General features: G+C 71.2%; 18 protein-coding genes. 8 read left to right on the top strand and 10 right to left on the bottom strand.

Annotated features, from left to right (window positions below; all coding sequences use genetic code 11):
* Positions 1–97: 97 nt before the first annotated feature.
* The gene (locus tag ACFY0T_RS44960; protein ID WP_388884337.1) at positions 98–598 is read right to left on the bottom strand and encodes a YbjN domain-containing protein; all 501 of its coding nucleotides are present in this window, start codon (positions 596–598) and stop codon (positions 98–100) included.
* Positions 591–1,928: a D-inositol-3-phosphate glycosyltransferase gene (gene mshA / locus ACFY0T_RS44955; protein ID WP_388884336.1), complete on the bottom strand. Its 1,338-nt coding sequence runs from the start codon at positions 1,926–1,928 to the stop codon at positions 591–593. Before mshA ends, ACFY0T_RS44960 begins: the two co-directional genes overlap by 8 nt.
* A gap of 376 nt (positions 1,929–2,304) precedes the next feature.
* Between mshA and ACFY0T_RS44950 the strand changes: the two genes are divergently transcribed.
* The 3 genes from ACFY0T_RS44950 (at position 2,305) to ACFY0T_RS44940 (ending at position 6,080) form a co-directional block, all read left to right on the top strand.
* Positions 2,305–3,117: a class I SAM-dependent methyltransferase gene (locus tag ACFY0T_RS44950; protein ID WP_388884335.1), complete on the top strand. Its 813-nt coding sequence runs from the start codon at positions 2,305–2,307 to the stop codon at positions 3,115–3,117.
* Between the two features lie 232 nt (positions 3,118–3,349).
* Positions 3,350–4,447: an NlpC/P60 family protein gene (locus ACFY0T_RS44945; protein ID WP_388884334.1), complete on the top strand. Its 1,098-nt coding sequence runs from the start codon at positions 3,350–3,352 to the stop codon at positions 4,445–4,447.
* 301 nt (positions 4,448–4,748) lie between these two features.
* A complete protein-coding gene (locus ACFY0T_RS44940; RefSeq protein WP_388884333.1) occupies positions 4,749–6,080 on the top strand; it encodes a PP2C family protein-serine/threonine phosphatase in 1,332 nt (443 codons plus the stop codon).
* A gap of 122 nt (positions 6,081–6,202) precedes the next feature.
* Here the strand turns inward: ACFY0T_RS44940 and ACFY0T_RS44935 are convergent, their stop codons facing one another.
* From ACFY0T_RS44935 to ACFY0T_RS44920, 4 genes are all read right to left on the bottom strand, one after another.
* Positions 6,203–6,535 carry a DUF2516 family protein gene (locus ACFY0T_RS44935; RefSeq protein WP_388884332.1) on the bottom strand — a complete coding sequence of 111 codons (333 nt, stop codon included), beginning with the start codon at positions 6,533–6,535 and terminating at the stop codon, positions 6,203–6,205.
* Positions 6,536–6,659: 124 nt separating this feature from the next.
* Positions 6,660–7,283 (bottom strand): hypothetical protein, encoded by a 624-nt coding sequence (locus ACFY0T_RS44930; RefSeq protein ID WP_388884331.1) that lies wholly within the window; start codon positions 7,281–7,283, stop codon positions 6,660–6,662.
* A gap of 90 nt (positions 7,284–7,373) precedes the next feature.
* Positions 7,374–7,901 carry a helix-turn-helix domain-containing protein gene (locus tag ACFY0T_RS44925; protein WP_388884330.1) on the bottom strand — a complete coding sequence of 176 codons (528 nt, stop codon included), beginning with the start codon at positions 7,899–7,901 and terminating at the stop codon, positions 7,374–7,376.
* 337 nt (positions 7,902–8,238) lie between these two features.
* The gene (locus ACFY0T_RS44920) at positions 8,239–9,243 is read right to left on the bottom strand and encodes an ArsR/SmtB family transcription factor (RefSeq protein ID WP_388884329.1); all 1,005 of its coding nucleotides are present in this window, start codon (positions 9,241–9,243) and stop codon (positions 8,239–8,241) included.
* A 68-nt stretch (positions 9,244–9,311) separates the two neighbouring features.
* On the opposite strand from ACFY0T_RS44920, the gene ACFY0T_RS44915 reads away from it, so the two are divergent.
* On the top strand, positions 9,312–10,532 hold the full coding sequence (locus tag ACFY0T_RS44915) for an MFS transporter (RefSeq protein WP_388884328.1): 1,221 nt from the start codon (positions 9,312–9,314) through the stop codon (positions 10,530–10,532).
* A 363-nt stretch (positions 10,533–10,895) separates the two neighbouring features.
* Positions 10,896–13,307: an ATP-binding cassette domain-containing protein gene (locus ACFY0T_RS44910; RefSeq protein ID WP_388884327.1), complete on the top strand. Its 2,412-nt coding sequence runs from the start codon at positions 10,896–10,898 to the stop codon at positions 13,305–13,307.
* Positions 13,308–13,367: 60 nt separating this feature from the next.
* Here the strand turns inward: ACFY0T_RS44910 and ACFY0T_RS44905 are convergent, their stop codons facing one another.
* The 3 genes from ACFY0T_RS44905 to ACFY0T_RS44895 form a co-directional block, all read right to left on the bottom strand.
* Complete coding sequence (locus ACFY0T_RS44905; protein WP_388884326.1) at positions 13,368–13,973, bottom strand: DUF4240 domain-containing protein; 606 nt, start codon at positions 13,971–13,973, stop codon at positions 13,368–13,370.
* A gap of 89 nt (positions 13,974–14,062) precedes the next feature.
* Positions 14,063–14,470 (bottom strand): GNAT family N-acetyltransferase, encoded by a 408-nt coding sequence (locus ACFY0T_RS44900; RefSeq protein ID WP_388884325.1) that lies wholly within the window; start codon positions 14,468–14,470, stop codon positions 14,063–14,065.
* Positions 14,471–14,670: 200 nt separating this feature from the next.
* Complete coding sequence (locus ACFY0T_RS44895; RefSeq protein WP_388884324.1) at positions 14,671–15,468, bottom strand: SDR family oxidoreductase; 798 nt, start codon at positions 15,466–15,468, stop codon at positions 14,671–14,673.
* 105 nt (positions 15,469–15,573) lie between these two features.
* On the opposite strand from ACFY0T_RS44895, the gene ACFY0T_RS44890 reads away from it, so the two are divergent.
* The 3 genes from ACFY0T_RS44890 to ACFY0T_RS44880 all read left to right on the top strand — a co-directional run bounded on the left by ACFY0T_RS44890 (position 15,574) and on the right by ACFY0T_RS44880 (position 18,365).
* The gene (locus tag ACFY0T_RS44890; protein WP_388884323.1) at positions 15,574–16,461 is read left to right on the top strand and encodes a sigma-70 family RNA polymerase sigma factor; all 888 of its coding nucleotides are present in this window, start codon (positions 15,574–15,576) and stop codon (positions 16,459–16,461) included.
* Positions 16,462–16,839: 378 nt separating this feature from the next.
* Positions 16,840–17,700: a nitroreductase/quinone reductase family protein gene (locus ACFY0T_RS44885; RefSeq protein WP_388884322.1), complete on the top strand. Its 861-nt coding sequence runs from the start codon at positions 16,840–16,842 to the stop codon at positions 17,698–17,700.
* Complete coding sequence (locus tag ACFY0T_RS44880) at positions 17,697–18,365, top strand: SDR family NAD(P)-dependent oxidoreductase (protein ID WP_388884321.1); 669 nt, start codon at positions 17,697–17,699, stop codon at positions 18,363–18,365. Before ACFY0T_RS44885 ends, ACFY0T_RS44880 begins: the two co-directional genes overlap by 4 nt.
* 67 nt (positions 18,366–18,432) lie before the next feature.
* Here the strand turns inward: ACFY0T_RS44880 and ACFY0T_RS44875 are convergent, their stop codons facing one another.
* Entirely contained in the window at positions 18,433–20,541 is a 2,109-nt protein-coding gene (locus tag ACFY0T_RS44875; RefSeq protein ID WP_388884320.1) for a HelD family protein, read from the bottom strand.
* Positions 20,542–20,596 lie beyond the last annotated feature (55 nt).

The raw sequence follows: 20,596 nt of genomic DNA, 5'->3' as shown, positions 1-20,596 counted from the left end.
TGTGAACGACGTTCAGATCTGCGTCGGCGGTGAGCATGCCACGGGGACCCCAGGCGGGGAAGGGGTCGTGCAGCGCCTAATTAGGGCGCGGGAGACGTCAGTTGGCGGGACGCTGAGTCAGGTGGGTGAACGCGTCCAGGTTGCGGGTCGACTCGCCGCGGGACACCCGCCAGGCGTACTCCTTACGGATCGCGGAGGCGAAACCGAGCTCAAGGAGGGTGTTGAAGGAGCCGTCGGCGGCTTCCAGGACCGAGCCGAGCAGCCGGTCGATCTCCTCCGGCGTGACCGCGGCGAGCGGCAGCTTGCCGACCAGGTACACGTCCCCGAGGGAGTCGACCGCGTAACTGACGCCGTAGAGCTTGAGGTTGCGCTCCAGGAGCCAGCGGTGGACCGCTTCCTGGTTCTCGTCGGGGTGGCGGATCACGAACGCGTTCAGCGACAGGGAGTGCCTGCCGACGAGCAGTGAGACGGTCGTCGACAGCTTCCGGGTGCCGGGAAGTTTCACCACGTAGTTGCCCGGCTCGGGGCTCTCCCATTCGAGTTCGGCGTCCTTCAGGACCCCCTCGATGACCTGCGCCGCCTGCTGTACATCAGCCATGGTGGGAGCGTACGCGACGCCGGTGCGCCTGCATCGCCGCCGTGTACACGTCCGCTGTGGCCGCGGCCGCGGTGTCCCAGCCGAAGCACTCCGCGTGGCGCGCGGCGGCCGCGCCCATCCGGGCGGACAGCTCCGCGTCGTCCGCGAAATCGCGCAGCACGCGCGCGTAGTCCACGGGATGGTGCCCGGGGACGAGGAAGCCGGTCTCCTGGTGGCGCACGGCCACGGGCAGCCCGCCGACCTCGGCCGCGAGCACCGGCGTACCGGCCGCCTGCGCCTCGATGGCGACCAGCCCGAAGGACTCGCTGTACGACGGCATGACCAGCACCGACGCCGCCCGGAACCAGTCCGCGAGCTGCTCCTGCCCGACGGGCGGCCGGAAACGCACGACGTCGGCGATGCCGAGCCGCGCGGCGAGCTTCTGCAGCCCTTCGGGTTTGGCGAGACCGCTGCCGCTGGGACCGCCCACTACAGGGACGACGATGTTGCCGCGCAGTTCGGGGCGCTGGTCGAGGAGGACGGCGACCGCGCGCAGCAGGACGTCGGGGGCCTTCAGGGGCTGTATGCGGCCCGCGAAGAGCGGGATCAGGGCGTCCTGCGGGAGCCCGAGACGGGCACGCGCGGCGGCGCGGCCGTCGGCCGGGCGGAAGCGGTCGAGGTTGACGCCCGGGTGGACGACGGCGACCTTGCCGGGGTCGGCCTCGTAGTGGCGTACGAGCTCGTCGGCCTCCTCCGCGGTGTTCGCGATGAGGCGGTCGGCGGCGCGCACGATCTGGGTTTCGCCGATGACGCGGGCGGCGGGCTCGGGGGTGTCGCCCTCGGCGAGCGCGGCGTTCTTGACCTTGGCCATGGTGTGCATCGCGTGCACCAGGGGCGCGCCCCAGCGCTCGGCGGCGAGCCAGCCGACGTGGCCGGAGAGCCAGTAGTGCGAGTGGACGAGGTCGTAGTAGCCGGGGCGGTGGCCGGCCCAGGCCTGCATGACGCCGTGCGTGAAGGCGCACAGCTGGGCGGGCAGGTCTTCCTTGGCGAGGCCTTCGTAGGGGCCCGCGTCGACGTGCCGGACGAGGACGCCGGGGGCCAGCTCGACGGTGGGCGGGAGGGTGGCCGTGGTGGCCCGCGTGAAGATCTCGACCTCGATGTTGATCGCGGCGAGGCGTTGGGCGAGCTCGACGATGTACACGTTCATGCCGCCCGCGTCGCCCGTGCCGGGCTGGTGCAGCGGTGAGGTGTGCACGGAGAGCATCGCTACGCGACGGGGCCTGCGGTGCAGCCTGAGCCGTGCGGACGCCGTCGGGGAGCGACGCCCGAGCCTGCTGACGTACTGGCTCACGTGGCGTTTCCTCCTTGCTGCGGGCATGCCGGTCGGAGGGCGCGGAGCACCCTCCAAGGGGGAACGCCGGAGCTGGCCGCTCCATTTCCTCTTTGCCTAATCATTGCCGTGGTTCGCTCAACCGTTCGAGGGTGGGGTGCGTGGGGGGCCTCGCGGTGCGGGGGTGGGTTTATTTCGCCCCCTCCGCCCCTGCCCATTCCCGTACCTGGGGGGGCTTCGCCCCCCAGACCCCCTGGGTCGTCTTTTGGGCGCGGACCGGTGGGGGCTTGTCGCGCAGTTCCCCGCGCCCCTGCAGGGGCGCGGGGCGGAGGGGGCGAAAAACTCCACGCCGGCATCAGCGCAGGGTCCCCCCGCGAGGGCGCATACCCTCGTACGTATGACAGCCCGCGCAGCCTCCCGCCCCGTGGGAGCGGTGACGCGCGGGACCACGAACCCCAACCGCCTGCGCCGCATGGACCGCTGGATCGCGGCGACGCACGGCGCCGAACTGCGCCGCGCCGCCGACCCCGTGGCGGTCGACCTCGGCTACGGGGCGGCCCCCTGGACGGCGATGGAGCTGCTGACGCGCCTGCGCACGGCCGCTCCACGCACGCGCGTGGTGGGCGTCGAGATCGAACCCGCGCGAGTCGCGGCCGCCCGCCCGTACGAGCGCGACGGCCTCACCTTCCGGCACGGCGGATTCGAGGTGCCGACGCAGGGCACCCCGGCACTCATCCGCGCGGCCAACGTGCTGCGCCAATACGACGAGGACCAGGTCCCCGCGGTCTGGCAGCGCCTGTGCGCACGCCTGGCCCCGGCCGCCCCCGGCTCCCGCGGCGGCCTGCTCGTCGAGGGCACCTGCGACGAGATCGGCCGCCGCCACGTCTGGGTCGCCCTCGGCCCGGAGGGCCCCCGCACGGTGACGTTCGCCACCCGCCTCGGCTCCCTGGACCGCCCGTCCGACCTCGCGGAGCGCCTGCCGAAGGCCCTCATCCACCGCAATGTCCCGGGCGAGCCCGTGCACGCCTTCCTGCGCGACTTCGACCGCGCCTGGGCGGCCGCCGCGCCCTACGCCTCGTACGGCGCCCGACAGCGCTGGATACGCGCGGTCCGCGATCTGACGGCCGACTGGCCGGTGACGGACGGCGTCACGCGCTGGCGGCAGGGCGAAGTCACGGTGCGCTGGGAGGCGTTGGCGCCCCGCGCGTGATCCCGGTCGGCCAAGGCTTCTGACCTGCGGGGAACGATCTCCCTGACTGGTTCGTCACACAGGCGGGGAGATCGTCTCGTGGGAGTGGGACGGGAGCGGGAGGGAGAGGGGCGGGGAGTCGGGCCGGAGCAAGGGGAGTTCTTGCCCACCTCTGTCGCATTGCGCGCCGACATGGCACGATCCCCCAGGCGTCCGTAAGTTACTGACGGTAAATCAGTTGGGGGGCGGAGTAATGGGATCCGGCAAGCGGAGCCTGACCACGACGGCCATGGCCCTGGCCTGCGCATGTGCCTGCGCGGTGCTCGCAACACCGGGCGTGGCGTACGCGAGTCCGACACCGACACCGCCCCGGACGCCCACCGCAACCCCCACGGCGACACCAACGCCCGTGAGCAACAAGGACCTTGAAGAGGTCCGCAAGAAGCTCGACAAGCTCTACCACGCGGCGGCGGTGGCCACGGACGAGTACAACGCGGCGGAGGAGAAGGCCCAGAAGCAGTCCGCCGAGATCGTCGAGCTGGCCCGCGAGATCGTCAAGGGCCAGGAGAAGCTGGACAAGTTGAAGGACCGCGCGGGCGCCGCGGCCCGTGCGCAGTACCGGGGCGGCGGGCTGCCGCCCGAGGCGCGGCTGTGGCTGAGCGAGGACCCGCAGGAGTTCCTGGACGGCGCGGGGCGCGTACGGCAGGGCGAGCACGCGACCAAGGGGCTGCTCGCCGAGATGACGCGCACCCAGCAGGACTTGGAGCAGTACGCGAAGGACGCCTCCGCCCAGTGGAAGAAGCTGGAGGCCAACCGCAAGGCCAAGGCCGAGGCCAAGAAGAAGATCAAGCAGCGGGTCGCGGACGCCGAGAAGCTGGAGTCCCAGCTGGAGAAGGAGGAGAAGGAGCGGCTCGCCAAGCTGGAGGAGGAGGCCGCCTACCGGGCGCAGTCGGCGTGGCTGAGCTCCGGCGTCCTCGCGGAGATCAACAGCAAGGCGTCCGAGCAGGGCAAGAAGGCCGTGAAGTACGCGACCGACCAGATCGGCAAACCGTACGAATGGGGCGCCGAGGGCCCGGGGTCGTACGACTGCTCGGGGCTGACCTCACAGGCCTGGGCGTCCGCCGGACACGGCATTCCCCGCACCTCGCAGGAGCAGTGGAAGCAGCTCACCCGCATCGACATCAAGGACATGCGCCCCGGCGACCTGATCATCTACTTCGACGACGCCAGCCATGTCGGGATGTACATAGGCGACGGCGCGGTCGTGCACGCGCCGCGGCCCGGGCGGACGGTGACGATCACGGGTGCGGGGTCCATGCCGATCCTGGCAGTTGTCCGACCGGACGCGTGATCCCCGCGCGCGGGCCCTCGGCCGGCGCACCCCATGTGACCTGCCCCACGTGACCTGCCCAACGTGACATACCGCACGGTTGCCCTCCCCGCTCAACCCCGGGGACGTGACGTTCGTCATCCCGGAGGGAACCGCATCCTGTCCAAGTGCGGTACAAGATGCGGCATATGACGGTGGCCGGGTGCCGGACGCCGTGCCGTACACCATTCCGTTGCGGCACCGGCTGACGCTATGGTCCCGGTCGGTGGGTCGAGGTCCTTCGCCCCACCACGCCCTCGGGGGGAGGGAAGGAACCCAGACGATGCCCGTACCCGTACCGCGGCAGAGAGCGATCCCGGCCGTGGAAAGTGGTCAGGCTCAAGCCGCGTTCTCACCCGGCGGCCCATCCGGCGAAGCGACCGGCGGCCCGGCCGGGGCAGTACCGGCACCCCGTGCCGCCACGACCCCTGTCGACAGCACCACCAACCTGATGCTGCTGGTCATCGAGGACGACCCGGCCGGTTCGCTCAGCGTGCCCGAAATGCTGGACGCGGCCGGCAAGCCGATCCGTATCCGTACCGCCCGCAACCTCACCGAGGCCGAGCGGCTGCTGACCGACGACGTCCACTGCATCCTGCTCGACCTCGCGCTGTCCGCGCCGGGCCGGGCCGGTGACAGCGAGGACGAGCTCGCCACGCTCAAGCACGTGCTGCGGCTCGCGCCCCGGCATGCGGTCCTCGCGCTCACCGCGTCCGGGGACGCGGAGCGCGGCGCCGAGGCGGTGCGCGTCGGCGCCCAGGACTATCTCTTCCGCGACGAGTTGGACGGCCGGCTGCTGAGCCGCGCGATCCGGTACGCGGTGGAGCGGAAACGTTCCGACAAGGCCGAACGACGGCTGACCGAGTCGAAGCTCCGCGCCCAGGAGAACGCGCGCCTGGAGCGCGGCCTGCTGCCCACCCCGCTCCTGGAGGGCTCCCCACTGCGGTTCGCCGCGCGCTACCGCCCGGGGCGCTCCCGCGCGCTGCTCGGCGGCGACTTCTACGACACCGTCCGTACGCCCGACGGCACCGTGCACGCGATGATCGGCGACGTCTGCGGGCACGGGCCCGACGAGGCGGCGCTCGGCGTGGAGCTGCGCATCGCCTGGCGGGCGCTGACGCTCGCGGGCCTGTGCGGCGACGAACTGCTCTCGACGCTCCAGCAGGTCCTGGAGCACGAGCGCGAGAGCGAAGAGATCTTCGCGACTGTCTGCACCGTGGACATCGCACCGGACGGCCGCCGCGCCGGGCTCTGCCTGGCCGGCCACCCGTCGCCGCTGGTCGCCCGCCCGGGCCGGCCCGCCGAACTGCTGCCGTACGAGAACAACGGCCCCGCGCTCGGCCTGCTGCCGCACGCCCGCTGGCCTCGTATGCAGGTGGAACTGGGCGCCGCCTGGAGCCTGATGCTCTACACCGACGGTCTGATCGAGGGCCACATCGGCAAGGGCAAGGAGCGGCTGGGCCAGGACGGCATGGTGGACATGGTCCGCCGCCAGCTCGCCCAGGGCCTCCAGGGCGAGGAGTTGCTGCGCGCCGCGGTGAACGAGGTACGCGAACTCGCCGGCGGGGAGCTGGCGGACGACGTGGCGGTGCTGTTGCTGGACAGGACGCCGTAAGCGCCGTACGCCCCCTGCTTCTCGTACGACGACTGCTTCTCGTACGACAGCGGGCTTACTGGCCACCGCTGCAGGAGCCGTACCGCTGCGGGCTGCGTGGCAGGAGCCGTACGACCGCGGGCTTACCGTCCGCCGTTGTAGGGGCCGTACGGGCCGTCGCTGCTGCTTCCGCCGCGGCGGCCGCGGCCGCCGCCGGAGACCTGGCGGAGGGCGGGGCGGACGTCGACGAAGAAGACGATCGTCGCGATCAGGCCCGCGATCTGCAGGAAGAGCATCGGCACCAGGAGGTTCACGGCCACCGTGACGCCGAGGATGATCAGCCAGAACATCTTGTTCTGCTTGTCGGCGGCGCGATACGCGTCCTCGCGGGCCACCGCGGCCATCACGAGTGCCACCACGGCGAGCACCAGCATGGCAGTGAAGATCAGCCACATGAAGCCGCCGAATGCCGTCATCAGCACAATGCCCACCGCCTGGGTCGAATCGTTTCTCTACGGCCACCGTACCCGGAGAACGGGCCGGGAACTCCGAGAGTGCCCGGCCCGTCCGCACTGCTTGCCCTACGGGTGACTCAGCGGCTCACTTGGCCGGCGGAGTCGTCTTCTTGGCGGTGGTCTTGCGGACCGGGGCCTTCTTGGCCGCGGCCTTCTTGGCCGGAGTGGACTCGGCGGCGGCCGCGGCCGGCTTCTCCTCGTCCTTGACCTCGACCGGCTCGGCCTTCGGCTCGACGGCCGCGGCCAGCTCCTCGATCTCGTCGGCGGCCTCGCCGCGCCAGGTCTTCACGGTCTGCTCGCCGTGCTCGGCGACCTTCTCGTACGCCTCCCGGGCCTTGACGGCGTACTCGGCCGCGACGCCGACACCGCGCAGGGCGAGGTCCTGAGCGGACTCACCGAGCTTCTTCAGGTCGGTGTCGAGGGTGGTGCCGAGCTTCTTGATGTCCGCGTCGAGGGTGCTGATGAACTCCGTGACCTTGGCCTGGAGGGTCTCCTGCGCCTCCTTGGCGCGGGCGGTGGCCTTCTCCTGGACGGCGTTCGGGTCGATGTTCTTGACGGTCTCGATGCGGGCCGGGGCCTCGGCGCGGATCTGGTCCACGATGCCGGGGACCTTCTTGGCCTGCTGAACGGCCAGGTCGGCGGTGCCGGCGAGGAAGTACAGCGGGGTCGGGTCCGTGGCGGCCTTGCGGATGTCGTCGGTGATGGCCATGGCGATGGTCCTCCCGTATTCGCTTTCAGCTGAGGGTTTTGGTGATCCGCGGTGTGACCGCGTGGTCTGCGGTTTTTACGGCGGTGCTGGTCAACTGGCGGTCTGCTGCGGATCGGCATCGCTGCCGTCGGCCGTGCGGGGGCCGGGGGCGGCGGTGTCCTTCGGGTGCTCGGCATCCGGTATGTCCTGAGCCGTGCGTACGTCGGTGCCGGGCGCCTCGGTGTCATGCGCCTCGGTGCCGTGCGCGTTCTCGCTCGCCTGGGTGATCTCGAATCCGTTCTCCTTGCGGAAGGACTCGTAGATCTGGAGCAGCACCTGCTTCTGCCGCTCGTTCAGCGTGGGATCGGCGAGGATGACGGCGCGCGTCTCCACCTCGTCCCGGTCCCGCTCGGCGTCGAGGATGCCGGCCCGCACGTACAGCGTCTCGGCGGAGATCCGCAGCGCCTTGGCGACCTGCTGCAACACCTCCGCGCTCGGCTTGCGCAGCCCGCGCTCGATCTGGCTCAGATACGGATTGGACACCCCGGCGGCGTCGGCGAGCTGCCGCAGTGACAGCTGCGCGTTGCGCCGCTGTTCCCGCAGATACTCACCAAGGTTGCCGACGTTGAGCGATGCCATGCCCCCACCATGCCGCACCTCCGCTAACAATTGCAAGCACCCGCTTGCAAAAGTGCGCCACGCCACTGGGATGCCGTCCTGAGACTGAGCACGATAGGTGTCGCATTTGCGGGACACCTGTCCTGCCGCCAAGCTCGGGGCCGCCGTCGCGGCTCCTCGCCTCGCTCCGGCTGCCCGCCAGGTGATCACCAAGAAACTCGTGATCGCCAGCACGCTCATCCCCGTCCTGGCCGCCTGGGAGCTCATCGACCCCCTGTCCCTGGGAATGACCGAGCACGGAGGATCCACCGTCATCGTCGGGCATATCAGCCTGCGCCCTTTCGCCGGTCGGACCTGGCTAGTGGATCCCCGGTTCCGGCTCCCGGTCACCGCTACCGGCCCCCGACGCCTTCACGAGCACCTCCCCGGCCGCCGTCCGCACGTACAGCACCGACCGCCCGGCCCGCCGCCGCTCCACCAGCCCCGCGTCCAGCAGCACCCGCAGATGCCGCCCCACCGACCCCAGCCCCTGCCCGGTCACGGCGACCAGCTGGGTCGTACTCATGGGAGTCCCGAGCAGCACCAGCAATCCGGCCCGCGCAGTCCCGATGAGCGCCCCGAGCCCGGCCGGGACGGGCCGCCGGTCGTGGTCCTCGGCGAGCACCCCGAGACACGGGTAGACGACGGCGTACCGCTCACGTCCCTCCCACGACACCCACCCGGTCCTCGGCGTCACCGGCATGAACAGCAGCTCGGCCCCGGCGGCGATCTCCCGCGGCGGATACGCGTTCAGGTTGACCTGGAACCGGCTCTCCCCGAGCCACCGCGTCCCCGGCCGCAGCGAGTCCAGCACGGCCGCCCAGCCGCCCTGGCTCACCCGCGCGGTCCGCGCGACCACGTCGGCCTCCAGGACGCGCCGCCGACGCTCCCAGTACGGCCGTACGGTCTCCTCCCAGACGTACGTCAGGAGCGCGGTCGCCCGCTCGGGCAGGTCGTCCCGCTCCAGGGCGGCGGGGAGCGGGCCCCGGAGGGACACGCGGAGGTTGGCGCGCGCCTCCCCGGCTCCGGCCGCCCGCACCCGGGCCACGGTCTGCTCGAAGCTCTCCCCGACGCACGAGGTGGGGCAGAAGAAGTCGGCGATCCAGGACGTGCCGAGTGCCCCCCGCACGAGCGGCGCGGTCACCGGGTCGGCCGCGAGGCGCGCGCGGTAGCCCTGCAGGTGCGCGCGCAGCCAGGCCTCCTCGCCCGGATGGGCGCCGATCCCCGCGTGCAGCAGTTTCAGGCTCGCGAAGGTCTCGGCGAACGGCGAGAGCACGAACCGGCTGCGGGCGAGGGTGTCGGTGTCGATCTGCCACAAGCCCATGCGTACGACCTTTCGCGTGTCGGCGAAACAGTAAACACGGCCCCCGGGCCGCTCCGAGACTCCGACGCATGCGCAGCTACCGAACCCTGTTCCGCACCCCGGAGTTCACCCCGTTCCTGCTCTCCTTCGCCGCCTACGCCGCAGCCCAGACGATCGGCGGCCTGGCCCTCGGCACGCTGGTCTTCCGGGCCACCGGCTCCCCGCTCCTGTCGGCGGTGAGCATGTTCGGCCCGCAGCTGGCGCAGTTGCTGGGAGCCACGTTCCTGCTCTCGGGCGCCGACCGCCTGCCCCCGCGCGCGATCCTTTCCGGCCTCGCCCTCGCCTTCGCGGCCGGTACGGCGGTGCTGGCGCTGCCCGGCCTGCCGGTCGGGGCGGTCTTCGCGGTCGTACTGGCGCAGGGCCTGATCGCGTCCCTGGGCGGGGGAGTGCGCGCAGGGCTGTTGAACGAAATCCTGTCGAAAGACGGCTATGTCCTGGGCCGTTCCGTGTTCAACATGCTCTGGGGCCTGATGCAGGTGGCCGGTTTCGCGACGGGTGGCGCGCTGCTGGCGCTCCTGACCCCGAGGACGTGCCTGCTCCTGGCGGCGGCGCTGTACGTGATGTCGGCCCTCGGCACCCGCCTGGGCCTCACGGCCCGCCCACCGCGCTCATCCGGCCGCCCGTCGGTCTCGGCGACCTGGCGCACCAACGCCCTCCTGTGGTCCTCGCGCCCCCACCGCCTGACGTACCTGGGCCTGTGGATCCCCAACGGCCTGGTGGTCGGCTGCGATTCGCTCTTCGTCTCCTACGACCCCGGGGCGGCCGGGACGCTGTTCGCGTGCGGGGCGCTGGGCATGTTCGTGGGCGACGTGACGGTGGGCCGCCTGGTACCGCCCGCGTTGCGCCCCCGTCTCGCGGTCCCGCTGCGCCTGCTGCTGGCGACGCCGTACCTGTTCTTCGTCCTACGGCCGGGAGTGGCGCTGTCGGCCGTGGCCACCGCCGTCGCCTCCGTCGGCTTCGGCGCGAGCCTGGTCCTGCAGGAACGCCTGATGTCCCTCACTCCCGACGACCTCGCGGGCCAAGCCCTCGGCCTGCACTTCGTCGGTATGTCCACCCTGCAGGGCGTCAGCGCGGCCCTGGCGGGCACGGTGGCCCAACTGACCTCCCCGGCCGCGGCGATGACGGTGCTGGCGGTCGGATCGGTCACCGTGACCCTGACCCTCGCGGCGCTGGGCAGGCGCGAGGAACGACAGCCGGCCGTCCCCGGTACGCGTCCGGGCGTCCTGTCGGAACCCGCCGCCACGGACTAGCTCAAAGGCATCTCATCAATTCAGATCCATTGGGAACGGACAACAGGTGAGCAGACCGATCAGGAATCGAGAAGCGCCGGCGCCCGAGCCGCATCTAGCGTGACCGCAGACCCACGACCGAGGTCCTCGAGATCGACGCGCTGCCGCAGCAGCAGGTGACCGGTTCGCCGCGCGGACCGGCTTCGACCGCGACGGCCGCTGGTTGGTCTGACGCCTCGGCGGGCACGCCGCGTGGCCGGGGCCCAGAGGCTCTACGGGCCGAATCGAACGAGAACCAGACGTACTGCTCGAAGCTTGGTTAGATCGAGCCTGGCGACGCCGACGGAGACCGCGCAGGCGGTCCGCCCAACAGATGGAGACACGATGAGCATGGCCACGAGGACGGACACGCAGTCGCCTGCACTGCACGTTGCCGACAGCCACGATCTGATCCGCGTGCACGGCGCGCGCGTGAACAACCTCAAGGACGTCAGCATCGAGATCCCGAAGCGCCGGCTGACGGTGTTCACCGGCGTCTCCGGCTCGGGCAAGAGCTCGCTGGTGTTCAACACGATCGCCGCGGAGTCGCAGCGGCTGATCAACGAGACCTACAGCGCCTTCGTGCAGGGCTTCATGCCCACGCTGGCGCGGCCCGAGGTCGACGTACTCGAAGGGCTGACGACCGCGATCATCGTCGACCAGCAGCGGTTGGGTGCCGACCCCCGCTCCACGGTCGGCACCGCCACCGACGCCAACGCGATGCTGCGCATCCTCTTCAGCCGGCTCGGGAAGCCGCACATCGGCCCGCCCAGCGCGTTCTCCTTCAACGTCGCCTCAGTACGGGCGAGCGGTGGGTTCACGGTCGACCGCGGCGCCGACAAGACCCGGACGGAGAAGGTGACCTTCACCCGCACCGGCGGCATGTGCACGCGCTGCGAGGGCCGGGGCACGGTCTCCGACATCGACCTCACCCAGCTCTACGACGACTCCAAGTCGATCGCCGAGGGCGCGTTCACCATCCCCGGCTGGAAGTCGGACAGCTTTTGGACCGTGCGCGTCTACGCCGAGTCGGGCCTCCTCGACCCGAACAAGCCGATCCGCAAGTTCACCAAGAAGGAGATGCAGGACTTCCTCTACCGGGAGCCGACCAAGGTGAAGGTCGAGGGCGTCAACCTCACCTACGAGGGGCTGATCCCCAAGATCCAGAAGTCGTTCCTCTCCAAGGACCGGGAGGCGATGCAGCCGCACATCCGGGCGTTCGTGGACCGGGCGGTCACCTTCACCTCCTGCCCCGAGTGCGACGGCACCCGGCTCAGCGAGGCGGCCCGGTCGTCGAAGATCAAGGGGATCAGCATCGCCGACGCCTGCGCGATGCAGATCAGCGACCTGGCCGAATGGGTCCGCGGCCTCGACGAGCCGTCGGTGGCGCCGTTGCTCGCCGCGCTCCTGGGGACCCTCGACTCGTTCGTGGAGATCGGTCTCGGCTACCTCTCGCTCGAGAGGCCGTCGGGCACGCTGTCGGGCGGCGAGGCGCAGCGCGTCAAGATGATCCGCCACCTCGGCTCCTCGCTCACCGACACGACCTACGTGTTCGACGAGCCCACCATCGGCCTGCACCCCCACGACATCCAGCGGATGAACGACCTGCTGCTGCGGCTGCGGGACAAGGGCAACACCGTGCTCGTCGTGGAGCACAAGCCGGAGACGATCGCGATAGCCGACCACGTCGTCGACCTCGGCCCCGGCGCCGGTACGGCGGGCGGCACCGTCTGCTTCGAGGGCACCGTCGAGGGGCTGCGGGCCGGCGGCACCATCACCGGCCGCCATTTCGACGACCGGGCCGCCCTCAAGGAGACGGTGCGGAAGCCCACCGGCACGCTGGAGATCCGCGGCGCGACGACACACAACCTGCGGGACGTCGACGTCGACATCCCGCTCGGGGTGCTCTGTGTCGTCACCGGCGTCGCCGGCTCCGGCAAGAGCTCGCTGATCCACGGATCGCTGGTCAAAAGTTCAGGGGCCGCCGGGGCGGATGTCGTCTCGGTCGACCAAGGAGCGATCAAGGGGTCGCGACGGAGCAACCCGGCGACGTACACCGGACTGCTCGACCCGATCCGCAAGGCGTTCGCGAAGGCCAACGGCGTGAAGCCGGCGCTGTTCAGCGCCAACTCCGAGGGCGCCTGCCCCACCTGCAACGGCGCCGGCGTCATCTACACCGACCTGGCGATGATGGCCGGTGTCGCCACCACCTGCGAGGAGTGCGAGGGTAAGCGTTTCGAGGCATCCGTACTGGACTATCACCTCGGCGGCCGCGACATCAGCGAGGTGCTCGCGATGTCCGTGGCCGAAGCCGAGGAGTTCTTCGGCGCCGGCGAGGCGCGCACGCCTGCCGCGCACCGCATCCTCGACCGGCTCGCCGACGTCGGGCTCGGCTACCTCACCCTCGGTCAGCCGCTCACCACGCTGTCCGGCGGCGAGCGGCAGCGGCTCAAGCTGGCCACCCACATGGCCGAGAAGGGCGGCGTCTACGTCCTCGACGAGCCGACCACCGGCCTCCACCTCGCCGACGTCGAGCAGCTGCTCGGCCTGCTCGACCGGCTCGTCGACGCCGGCAAGTCGGTCATTGTCATCGAGCACCACCAGGCGGTCATGGCGCACGCCGACTGGATCATCGACCTCGGCCCCGGCGCCGGCCACGACGGCGGCCGAATCGTCTTCGAGGGCACCCCCACCGACCTCGTCGCCGCCCGCTCCACCCTCACCGGCGAGCACCTCGCGACCTACGTCGGCACCTGACCGAGGGCCTCACGGATGCCCGGCCAGTGGCACAGCAACTGAACCCGCCTGTCGACGAGTTCACCGGGTCAGCGGCCGCAGCGGGAACATCGCACTCAGCTTCGGCAGTCTGCGCGCCGCCTCGTCCTCGCGCCGCACGTCCCATCGCGCGCCGCGCGGCCCGAGGTTGCCGTTCGCACCGCCCTGCTCCGCTTCGACCGCATCGACCGCTTCGTGAAAAGCGTCGCCGCAGTCGTCGTCGACGCCGGTGAGGCGCCCGTACGCCTCCATCGCGATGTAGTCGAGGGACTCCCACCCCGGCCAGTCGTCGTTGTTCCAGCCCTCCCGGGGGCGTCCCGCCAGACACCGGACCTCAGGGGTGTCGGCCAGGGTGTCGGGATCGGCCACGGCCCGTGCGAAGGCTGCCCGGCCGAGCCCCACCAACCACAGGCCGAAGTAGCAGAACCCGTCGTCCGAACACCAGCCGCCGAAGATCCGGTCGGCCGCGGCCCACAAGTCCCAGGTGAAGGCTTCGTGGGTCACCTGGTCCAGGCACACCTGGAATCGCACCGCCTCCGCAGGAGGCCTCCGGGACAGCTGGTCCCGGAGCCACGCGAGCCGTTCGTCCTGACTTCGGCTGTGCCTCCGGCACTGTTCGATGAGCTCCCAGAAGGAATCCGTGTCCATGCGCGGCACTGTGTCAGGCGGGTCTGACATCTGGGTTGTGCGCATGCCGGCGGGCCGTACTCACTGGTTGGCCGATCGGCGGTCGGCTCTCAGTGGTCGGGGGTCCACTCCTCGTTGAGGAGGCCGAACAGTACGGTGTCGTGCCACTCGTCGCCCACGCGGACGCTGGATCTTCTGCGGCCCTCCTCGACGAAGCCGGCCGCGCGGAAGGTGCGGAGGGCGCGTTCGTTGCCGCTCCAGGTGTCCAGTTCGATGCGGCGCAGGCGGAGGGGGCCGAAGAGGTGGCCCAGGAGGAGGCGCAGGGCCTCGGAGCCGTAGCCGCCGCCCCAGCGGTCGCGTTCGCCGATGGTGATGCCGACCGTCGCGCGCCCGGCGAACGGGTCGAGGTCGCGGTAGTCGGCCATGCCGATCGCGCGGCCGTCGGCCAGGTCGTCCACGGTGAACGTGGCCTGCAGGCGCGGGTCGTCGCGCAGCCGGGCCTCGTAGAAGTGCGCCACCGCCTCGCGGGTGACCGGGCCGAAGTGCGGGTCGCCGCCGGTGCCCAGTGCACCGCCTCCGGGTCGTTGCGTCGGCGCACATGGGCGTCCAGATCCTCGGCGCGCAGCGCCCGCAGCCGTACCAACTTGCCCTCGATCATGGGGTGCTCATAGGGAGCCCGGGTCCCGTCCCGCTGAGCCTCCTCGCCCCTCTGAGCCACTCAGCCCCTCAGTCCCTCAGCCCCTGAGCCGCGGCGCTGGCCCAACCGCTCCGCCAGGAAGTCCTCCCACGTCCGCTTGCCGATCTCCGCCCCGTCGAGCGTCAGGTTGTCGCCCGCCCGGTAGGCGCGGCCCGCCTTGCCGGGGATGCGGACCGGCAGCATTGGGCGGCGCTTGCCGCGGGTCTTGAGGTAGCCGCGGGCCAGCTCGTCCAGGCCGTAGACCTTGGGACCCGCGAGGTCGGGCACCAGTCCGGCCGGGCTGCCGAGGGTGAGTTCCGCGATGCGGGCCGCGACGTCGCGTGCGTCGACCGGCTGGAGGCGCAGACCGCCCGGGACCGGGAAGACCGGCATCTTCGTCATCGACTGCACCATCTTCAGGGTCAGTTCGTGGAACTGGGCGGCCCGCAGCGTCGTCCACGGCAGCCCCGAGTCGGCGATGGCCTGCTCGGCGTCCAGCTTTGACCTGAGCCAGGCCAGCGGAACCCGGTCCGCCCCGATGACCGAGATGTACACGAGGTGCCGTACGCCCGCGGACCGGGCGGCCCGCACCAGGTTGCGGGTCGCGATGTCGTCGCCCTTGGGGCCGCCCGCGAGGTGCAGGACGGTGTCGACGCCCTCCAGAGCCTTGTCGATGCCCTCGCCCTTGAGCAGGTCGACGGCCACGTACTCGACGCCGCCGGTGGCCTCGCGGGCGTGCCGGCTCAGCACCCGTACCTCGCGCCCGGCCTCCCGCAACAGCGGGACGACGAGGCTCCCCAGCGTTCCGGTACCGCCGGTGACCAGGATGGTTGACGTCATGACTGCTCCCAGGGTGTGGGGGGCGAGGGTTCGAAATCCCTGTCCCCTCAGCGGGTTCTCGGTGTTCTATTTCTCTGACACCCCGCGAGGAAGGAATGTGACACGGTGGGCGAGAGCGCATGGCCGACGGAGCGTTTCGAGGAGCACCGGTCGCATCTGCGGGCGGTGGCCTACCGGATGCTCGGCTCGGTGAGCGAGGCCGATGACGCCCTCCAGGAAGCCTGGTTGCGTGCCAGCCGCGCCGACACGAGCGACGTCGACAACCTCGCCGGGTGGCTGACCACGGTCGTCGCGCGGGTGTGCCTGAACATGCTCCGCACGCGCGAGCGGCAGCGCGAGGAACCCCTCGACGCGCTGCTCACCGACCCGGCCGTCAGCCCCGAGGACGGCGGCGACCCCGAAGAGGAAGCGGTGCTGGCCGACTCGGTCGGGGTGGCGCTGCTGGTGGTCCTGGACACCCTCTCCCCCGCCGAACGGCTCGCCTTCGTCCTGCACGACATGTTCGCCGTGCCCTTCGACGAGATCGGCCCGATGCTCGAACGCTCCCCCGCCGCGGTACGCCAGCTCGCGAGCCGCGCCCGACGCCGGGTCAAGGGCGCCTCACCCCTGCCGGAGGCCGACCTGACCCGCCGGCGGCACGTCGTCGAGGCCTTCCTCGCCGCCACCCGCGGCGGAAACTTCGACGCCCTGGTCGCCCTCCTCCACCCGGACGTCGTCCTGCACGCCGACAAGTCCGTCATCCCGACCCCCGAACCGGTCGTGGTCACCGGCGCCGTCACCGTCGCCAAGGGCGCGATGGCCGCCACCGGCCGCGCCCACTTCACCGGCCTCGCCCTCCTCGACGGAACGGTCGGCCTGGCCATGGCTCCCCGCGGCCACCTCCGCCTGGTCCTCTGCTTCACCATCGCGGAGGACGGCCTGATCACCGAGATCGAGGTCATCGCCGACCGCGATCGCCTCAACGCACTCGAATTCGCCACCCTCGACGGCTGAAATCACTCGGAACGAATACGGCATTGCTTCAACGGTGTTCCTGGCATTACCGTTGCGCCCATGACTGCCGGGTCGGCCTTGTGCCGTGAGCGAGTTGGTTGCCCGGCCTCCGAGTGAGGCCGGGGCGGGGTAGAGCCCCGCCTGCCCTTTCTTCGTACGACATCTGCGTACGACTTCTCCCTCGTACGACAGTTGCGTACGACTTCTCCCTCGTACGGCACCCACGTACTCGTACGGCACCCACGTACGGCTTCCTTGTGCGCCCCTTGTTCGGGGTCCCGCACACCCTCACGCGCGTATTCGCACCGCGGGCTGCGATGAAACCGTATCCGCCGCCCCCGCGGTAATTTCCCCTGCCCAAAAACAAGAAAGCAGAGAATGCCCAACCCCTTCAATCAGCAGGTCATCGATGAATTCCGTGCCAACAACGGGCGCGTCGGCGGTTATTTCGAGGGAGCACGGCTGCTCCTGCTGACGACCACCGGGGCGCGGACGGGGACCCCGCACACGACCCCCGTCGGCTTCTACCCCGACGGCGGCGAGCGGGTGCTCGTCGTCGCGTCGGCCGGTGGTGCGCCCCAGCACCCCGACTGGTTCCACAATCTCGTCGCGCACCCCCGGGTGACCGTCGAGGACGGCGTCTTCACCTACGAGGCGGAGGCCGTCGTGCTCGAACGTGCCGAACGTGACGCCGTCTTCGCCCGCGCGGTGGAGGACGACCCGGGATGGGCGGAGTACCAGGCGAAGACGGACCGCGTGATCCCCGTCGTCGCCCTGCACCCGATCCCCCTGGACGGCCCGCCGAACGTGAACGCGGGCTCCATGGCCGAGGGCCTGAAGGTTGTCCACGACGCGTTCCGGCGTGAACTCACCTTGATCCGTAAGGAGTTCACGGCCACCGGCACCTCCCGCCTCGGCGCCCAGCTCCGCGTCAACTGCCTCACCCTCTGCCAGGGCCTCCACAACCACCACACCGGCGAGGAACTCGGCATCTTCCCGCTCCTCGCCGACCGTCACCCCGAACTCGCCCCGGCCCTGGACCGCCTGCGCCAGGAACACGAGCGGATCGCCGAGCTCCTCGAAGAGCTGCGCCGCGTCGTCGCCGAGGATCCGCAGGACGCGGACGCCGGCCGCGTACTCTCCCAGGTGGAACGCCTCACCACCGAACTCGAAGCCCATCTGACCTACGAGGAAGAGCAGTTGATGCCCCTCCTGACCTCCCCGGGAGCGTGGCGGTGATCGCACTCGTCACCGGCGCCAACCGCGGCATCGGCCGCGAGGTCGCCCGGCAGCTGGCCGCCGCCGGTCACACCGTGCTCGTGACCGCCCGGTCCGCCGAGGCCGCCGAGGAAACGGCGCGAGCCGTCGGACCGAACGCGCGCCCCCTCCGCCTGGACGTCACCTCAGAGGCCGACATCACCGCCGCCGCCCGGGACATCGACGCCCTCGACGTCCTGATCAACAACGCGGCGATCACGTACGACACGTGGCAGCGCGCGATCACCGCCGACCTGGACGTCGTACGCGAGGCGGCCGAGACGAATCTGTACGGCCCCTGGCGGCTGACCCAGGCGCTGCTCCCCCTCCTCCGCGCCAGCGCGCACCCGCGCGTCGTGAACGTCTCCAGCGAGGCCGCGTCCCTGACGAGCATGGGCGGCGGCACCCCCGCCTACTCCGCGTCCAAGGCGGCCCTCAACGCCCTCACCCGCATGCTCGCCGCCGAGTTGCGCGCCGACGGGGTGCTGGTGAACGCCGTCTGCCCGGGCTGGGTCGCCACCGACATGGGCGGGCCGGGCGGCCGACCGGTCGAGGAGGGCGCCGCGAGCGTCGTGTGGGCGGCCACCCTCCCAGACGACGGCCCCACCGGCGGTTTCTTCCGCGACGGCGCGCCCCTTCCCTGGTAACTCACCAGGAAAGAGGGCGCGACTCACCAGGAGAGGGGGCGTGACTCACCAGGGAAGTGGGCGCGACTCACCAGGGGAGGGGGCGCGCGTGCACCACGTCCAGCCGCGACACCGCCCGCGTCAGCACCACGTACAGCCGGTGCAGCCCCCGCGCCTCGGCCTCCGCGACGGCCGCCGGCTCGACGGCCACGACGTGGTCGTACTCGAGCCCCTTGGCGAGCCCGGCGGGCACCACCGCGACACGCGCGCCCAGTTCGTCGGGTCCGGCGGTCTCGATCCCGGCGGCGTGGAGCGCCTCCCGGACCCGTACGACATCGGCGTCGGCGGCGATCACCCCGATGGAGCCCTCGTGCGCGAGCGCGCCGCGCACGGCGTCGACGGTCACGGACAGTACGTCGGAGTCGGAGTCGGAGTCGGAGTCGGACTTGGACTCGGAGCCGGAGGTGGACGCCCGCCTGATCCTCACCTCGCCGTCCCGGCGCAGGGATTGAGCGGGCGGCACCGCCACGTCCAGTCGCGTCAGCAGCCGGTTGGCGAGTTCGACGACGGTGGCCGGCACCCGGAAACCGGTCGTCAGCGGTACGACGCCGGCGTCCGGTTTCCCCAGGTGCCCGAGCAGCTCGCCCCAGTCCCGCGCCGCCCAGGGTGTCGTGCCCTGCGCGAGGTCCCCGAGCACGGTGAGCGACCCGAACGACGCCCGCCGCGCGATCGCCCGGCACTCCATCGGCGACAGATCCTGCGCCTCGTCGATGACCAAGTGGCCGTATCCCTCAGGGTGTTCGATGAGCCCGGCGACCTCGTCGAGGAGGACGAGATCGGCGGCGGACCACCGCGCCGACTTCCACGAGCGCGGTGGCTTCGCCCACAGGATCGCCTTCTGCTCGTCGGCGTCGAGGAGCCCGTCGGCCGCCGTCGCCAACACCTCGGCATCGGTGAGGAGGTGAGCGAGCAGCTCCTCGGGACGCACCCTGGGCCACACGGCGTCGACGTACGCGCCGACCGGCCGGGCCCGCGAGATCTTCTGCACCCAGGCGTGCGTACACGGCCCGGCGCGCCGTTCGGCCTGCTCCTGTACGTGGCGCACGACCCGCGTCCGTACGCGCTCGCGCCCGACGGCGTACGGGGGTGCCTCGGCCCGTACGCCGTCCACGACGCGGCGGAGTTCGTCGACCGGCACGCGCCAGCGGTACGAACCGTCCGGTACGACGAGGGAGCCGGCGGGGGCGCCGATGTTCCCGTACAGGGCCCGGCGCAGCACCTCCGCCATCCGCGGATCGTGCTTGACGACGGCGGCGCGCTCGTCGTCCCGTGCCGTCACGGGATGCCGGGCGATCTCGTCCCCGACGGTCGACTGCCGCACGCCGGTCTCACCCAGCGCGGGCAACACCTCCGAGATGTACGTGAGGAACGTGCGGTTGGGGCCAAGGATCAGCAGACCGCCGCGGCGGATGCGCTGCGGGTGCGTGTAGAGGAGGTACGCGGCCCGGTGCAGGCCGACGGCCGTCTTGCCGGTGCCGGGGGCGCCCTGCACACAGACCGAGGCCGCGAGATCACCTCGTACGAGATCGTCCTGCTCGGGCTGGATGGTGGCGGCGATGTCGCGCATGGGGCCGACGCGGGGGCGCTCGATCTCACTCGTGAGGATGTGGCTGTCCGGCGCCTGCCCCTTTCCGATGTGCTCGTCCTCAAGTCCCGTGAGGTCCGCCGACTCCCCGCGGCTTCCCGGCGCCCAGCCGAACCGCCGGCGCACGGCGACGCCCTGCGGGTCGCGGGCGCTCGCCTGGTAGAAGGCGCGCGAGACGGGCGCGCGCCAGTCGACGACGAGGGGTGGGGCGGAGGGGTGCTCGGTGATCCGCAACCGGCCGATGTGATAGCTCTGCCCGGCATGCTCACCGGCCGCACCCGCGTCCCCCACGAACTCCAGCTTGCCGAAGAACAAGGGCCCTTGGGGCAGCTCGCGCAGCTCCTTCGCCTGGCTGCGCAGCCGGTATCCGAGCACTTCGGCGTCGGCACCGGAGGCGGAGACGTCTTCGCCGGTGACGACCTGTTCCTCGGCACCGTCGACCATGGCGGCGAGGGCGGCGCGGCAGGTGTTGTGGTAGGTGCGTTCGTGGGTGAGGGAGCGGATCAGGGAGCGGGTGAGGGACGGTCCGTGGGCAGGGTCGGGTGACGTCATTCCATGAAGGATAACGGAATAACGTAACCGAGTTACATTTTTTACTGGGTTGCCC

This window comes from Streptomyces sp. NPDC001530, from assembly GCF_042894545.1.
Taxonomy (GTDB): domain Bacteria; phylum Actinomycetota; class Actinomycetes; order Streptomycetales; family Streptomycetaceae; genus Streptomyces.
Note: the sequence above shows the minus strand (reverse complement) of the source record. Positions and strands in the feature narration are given on the sequence as shown.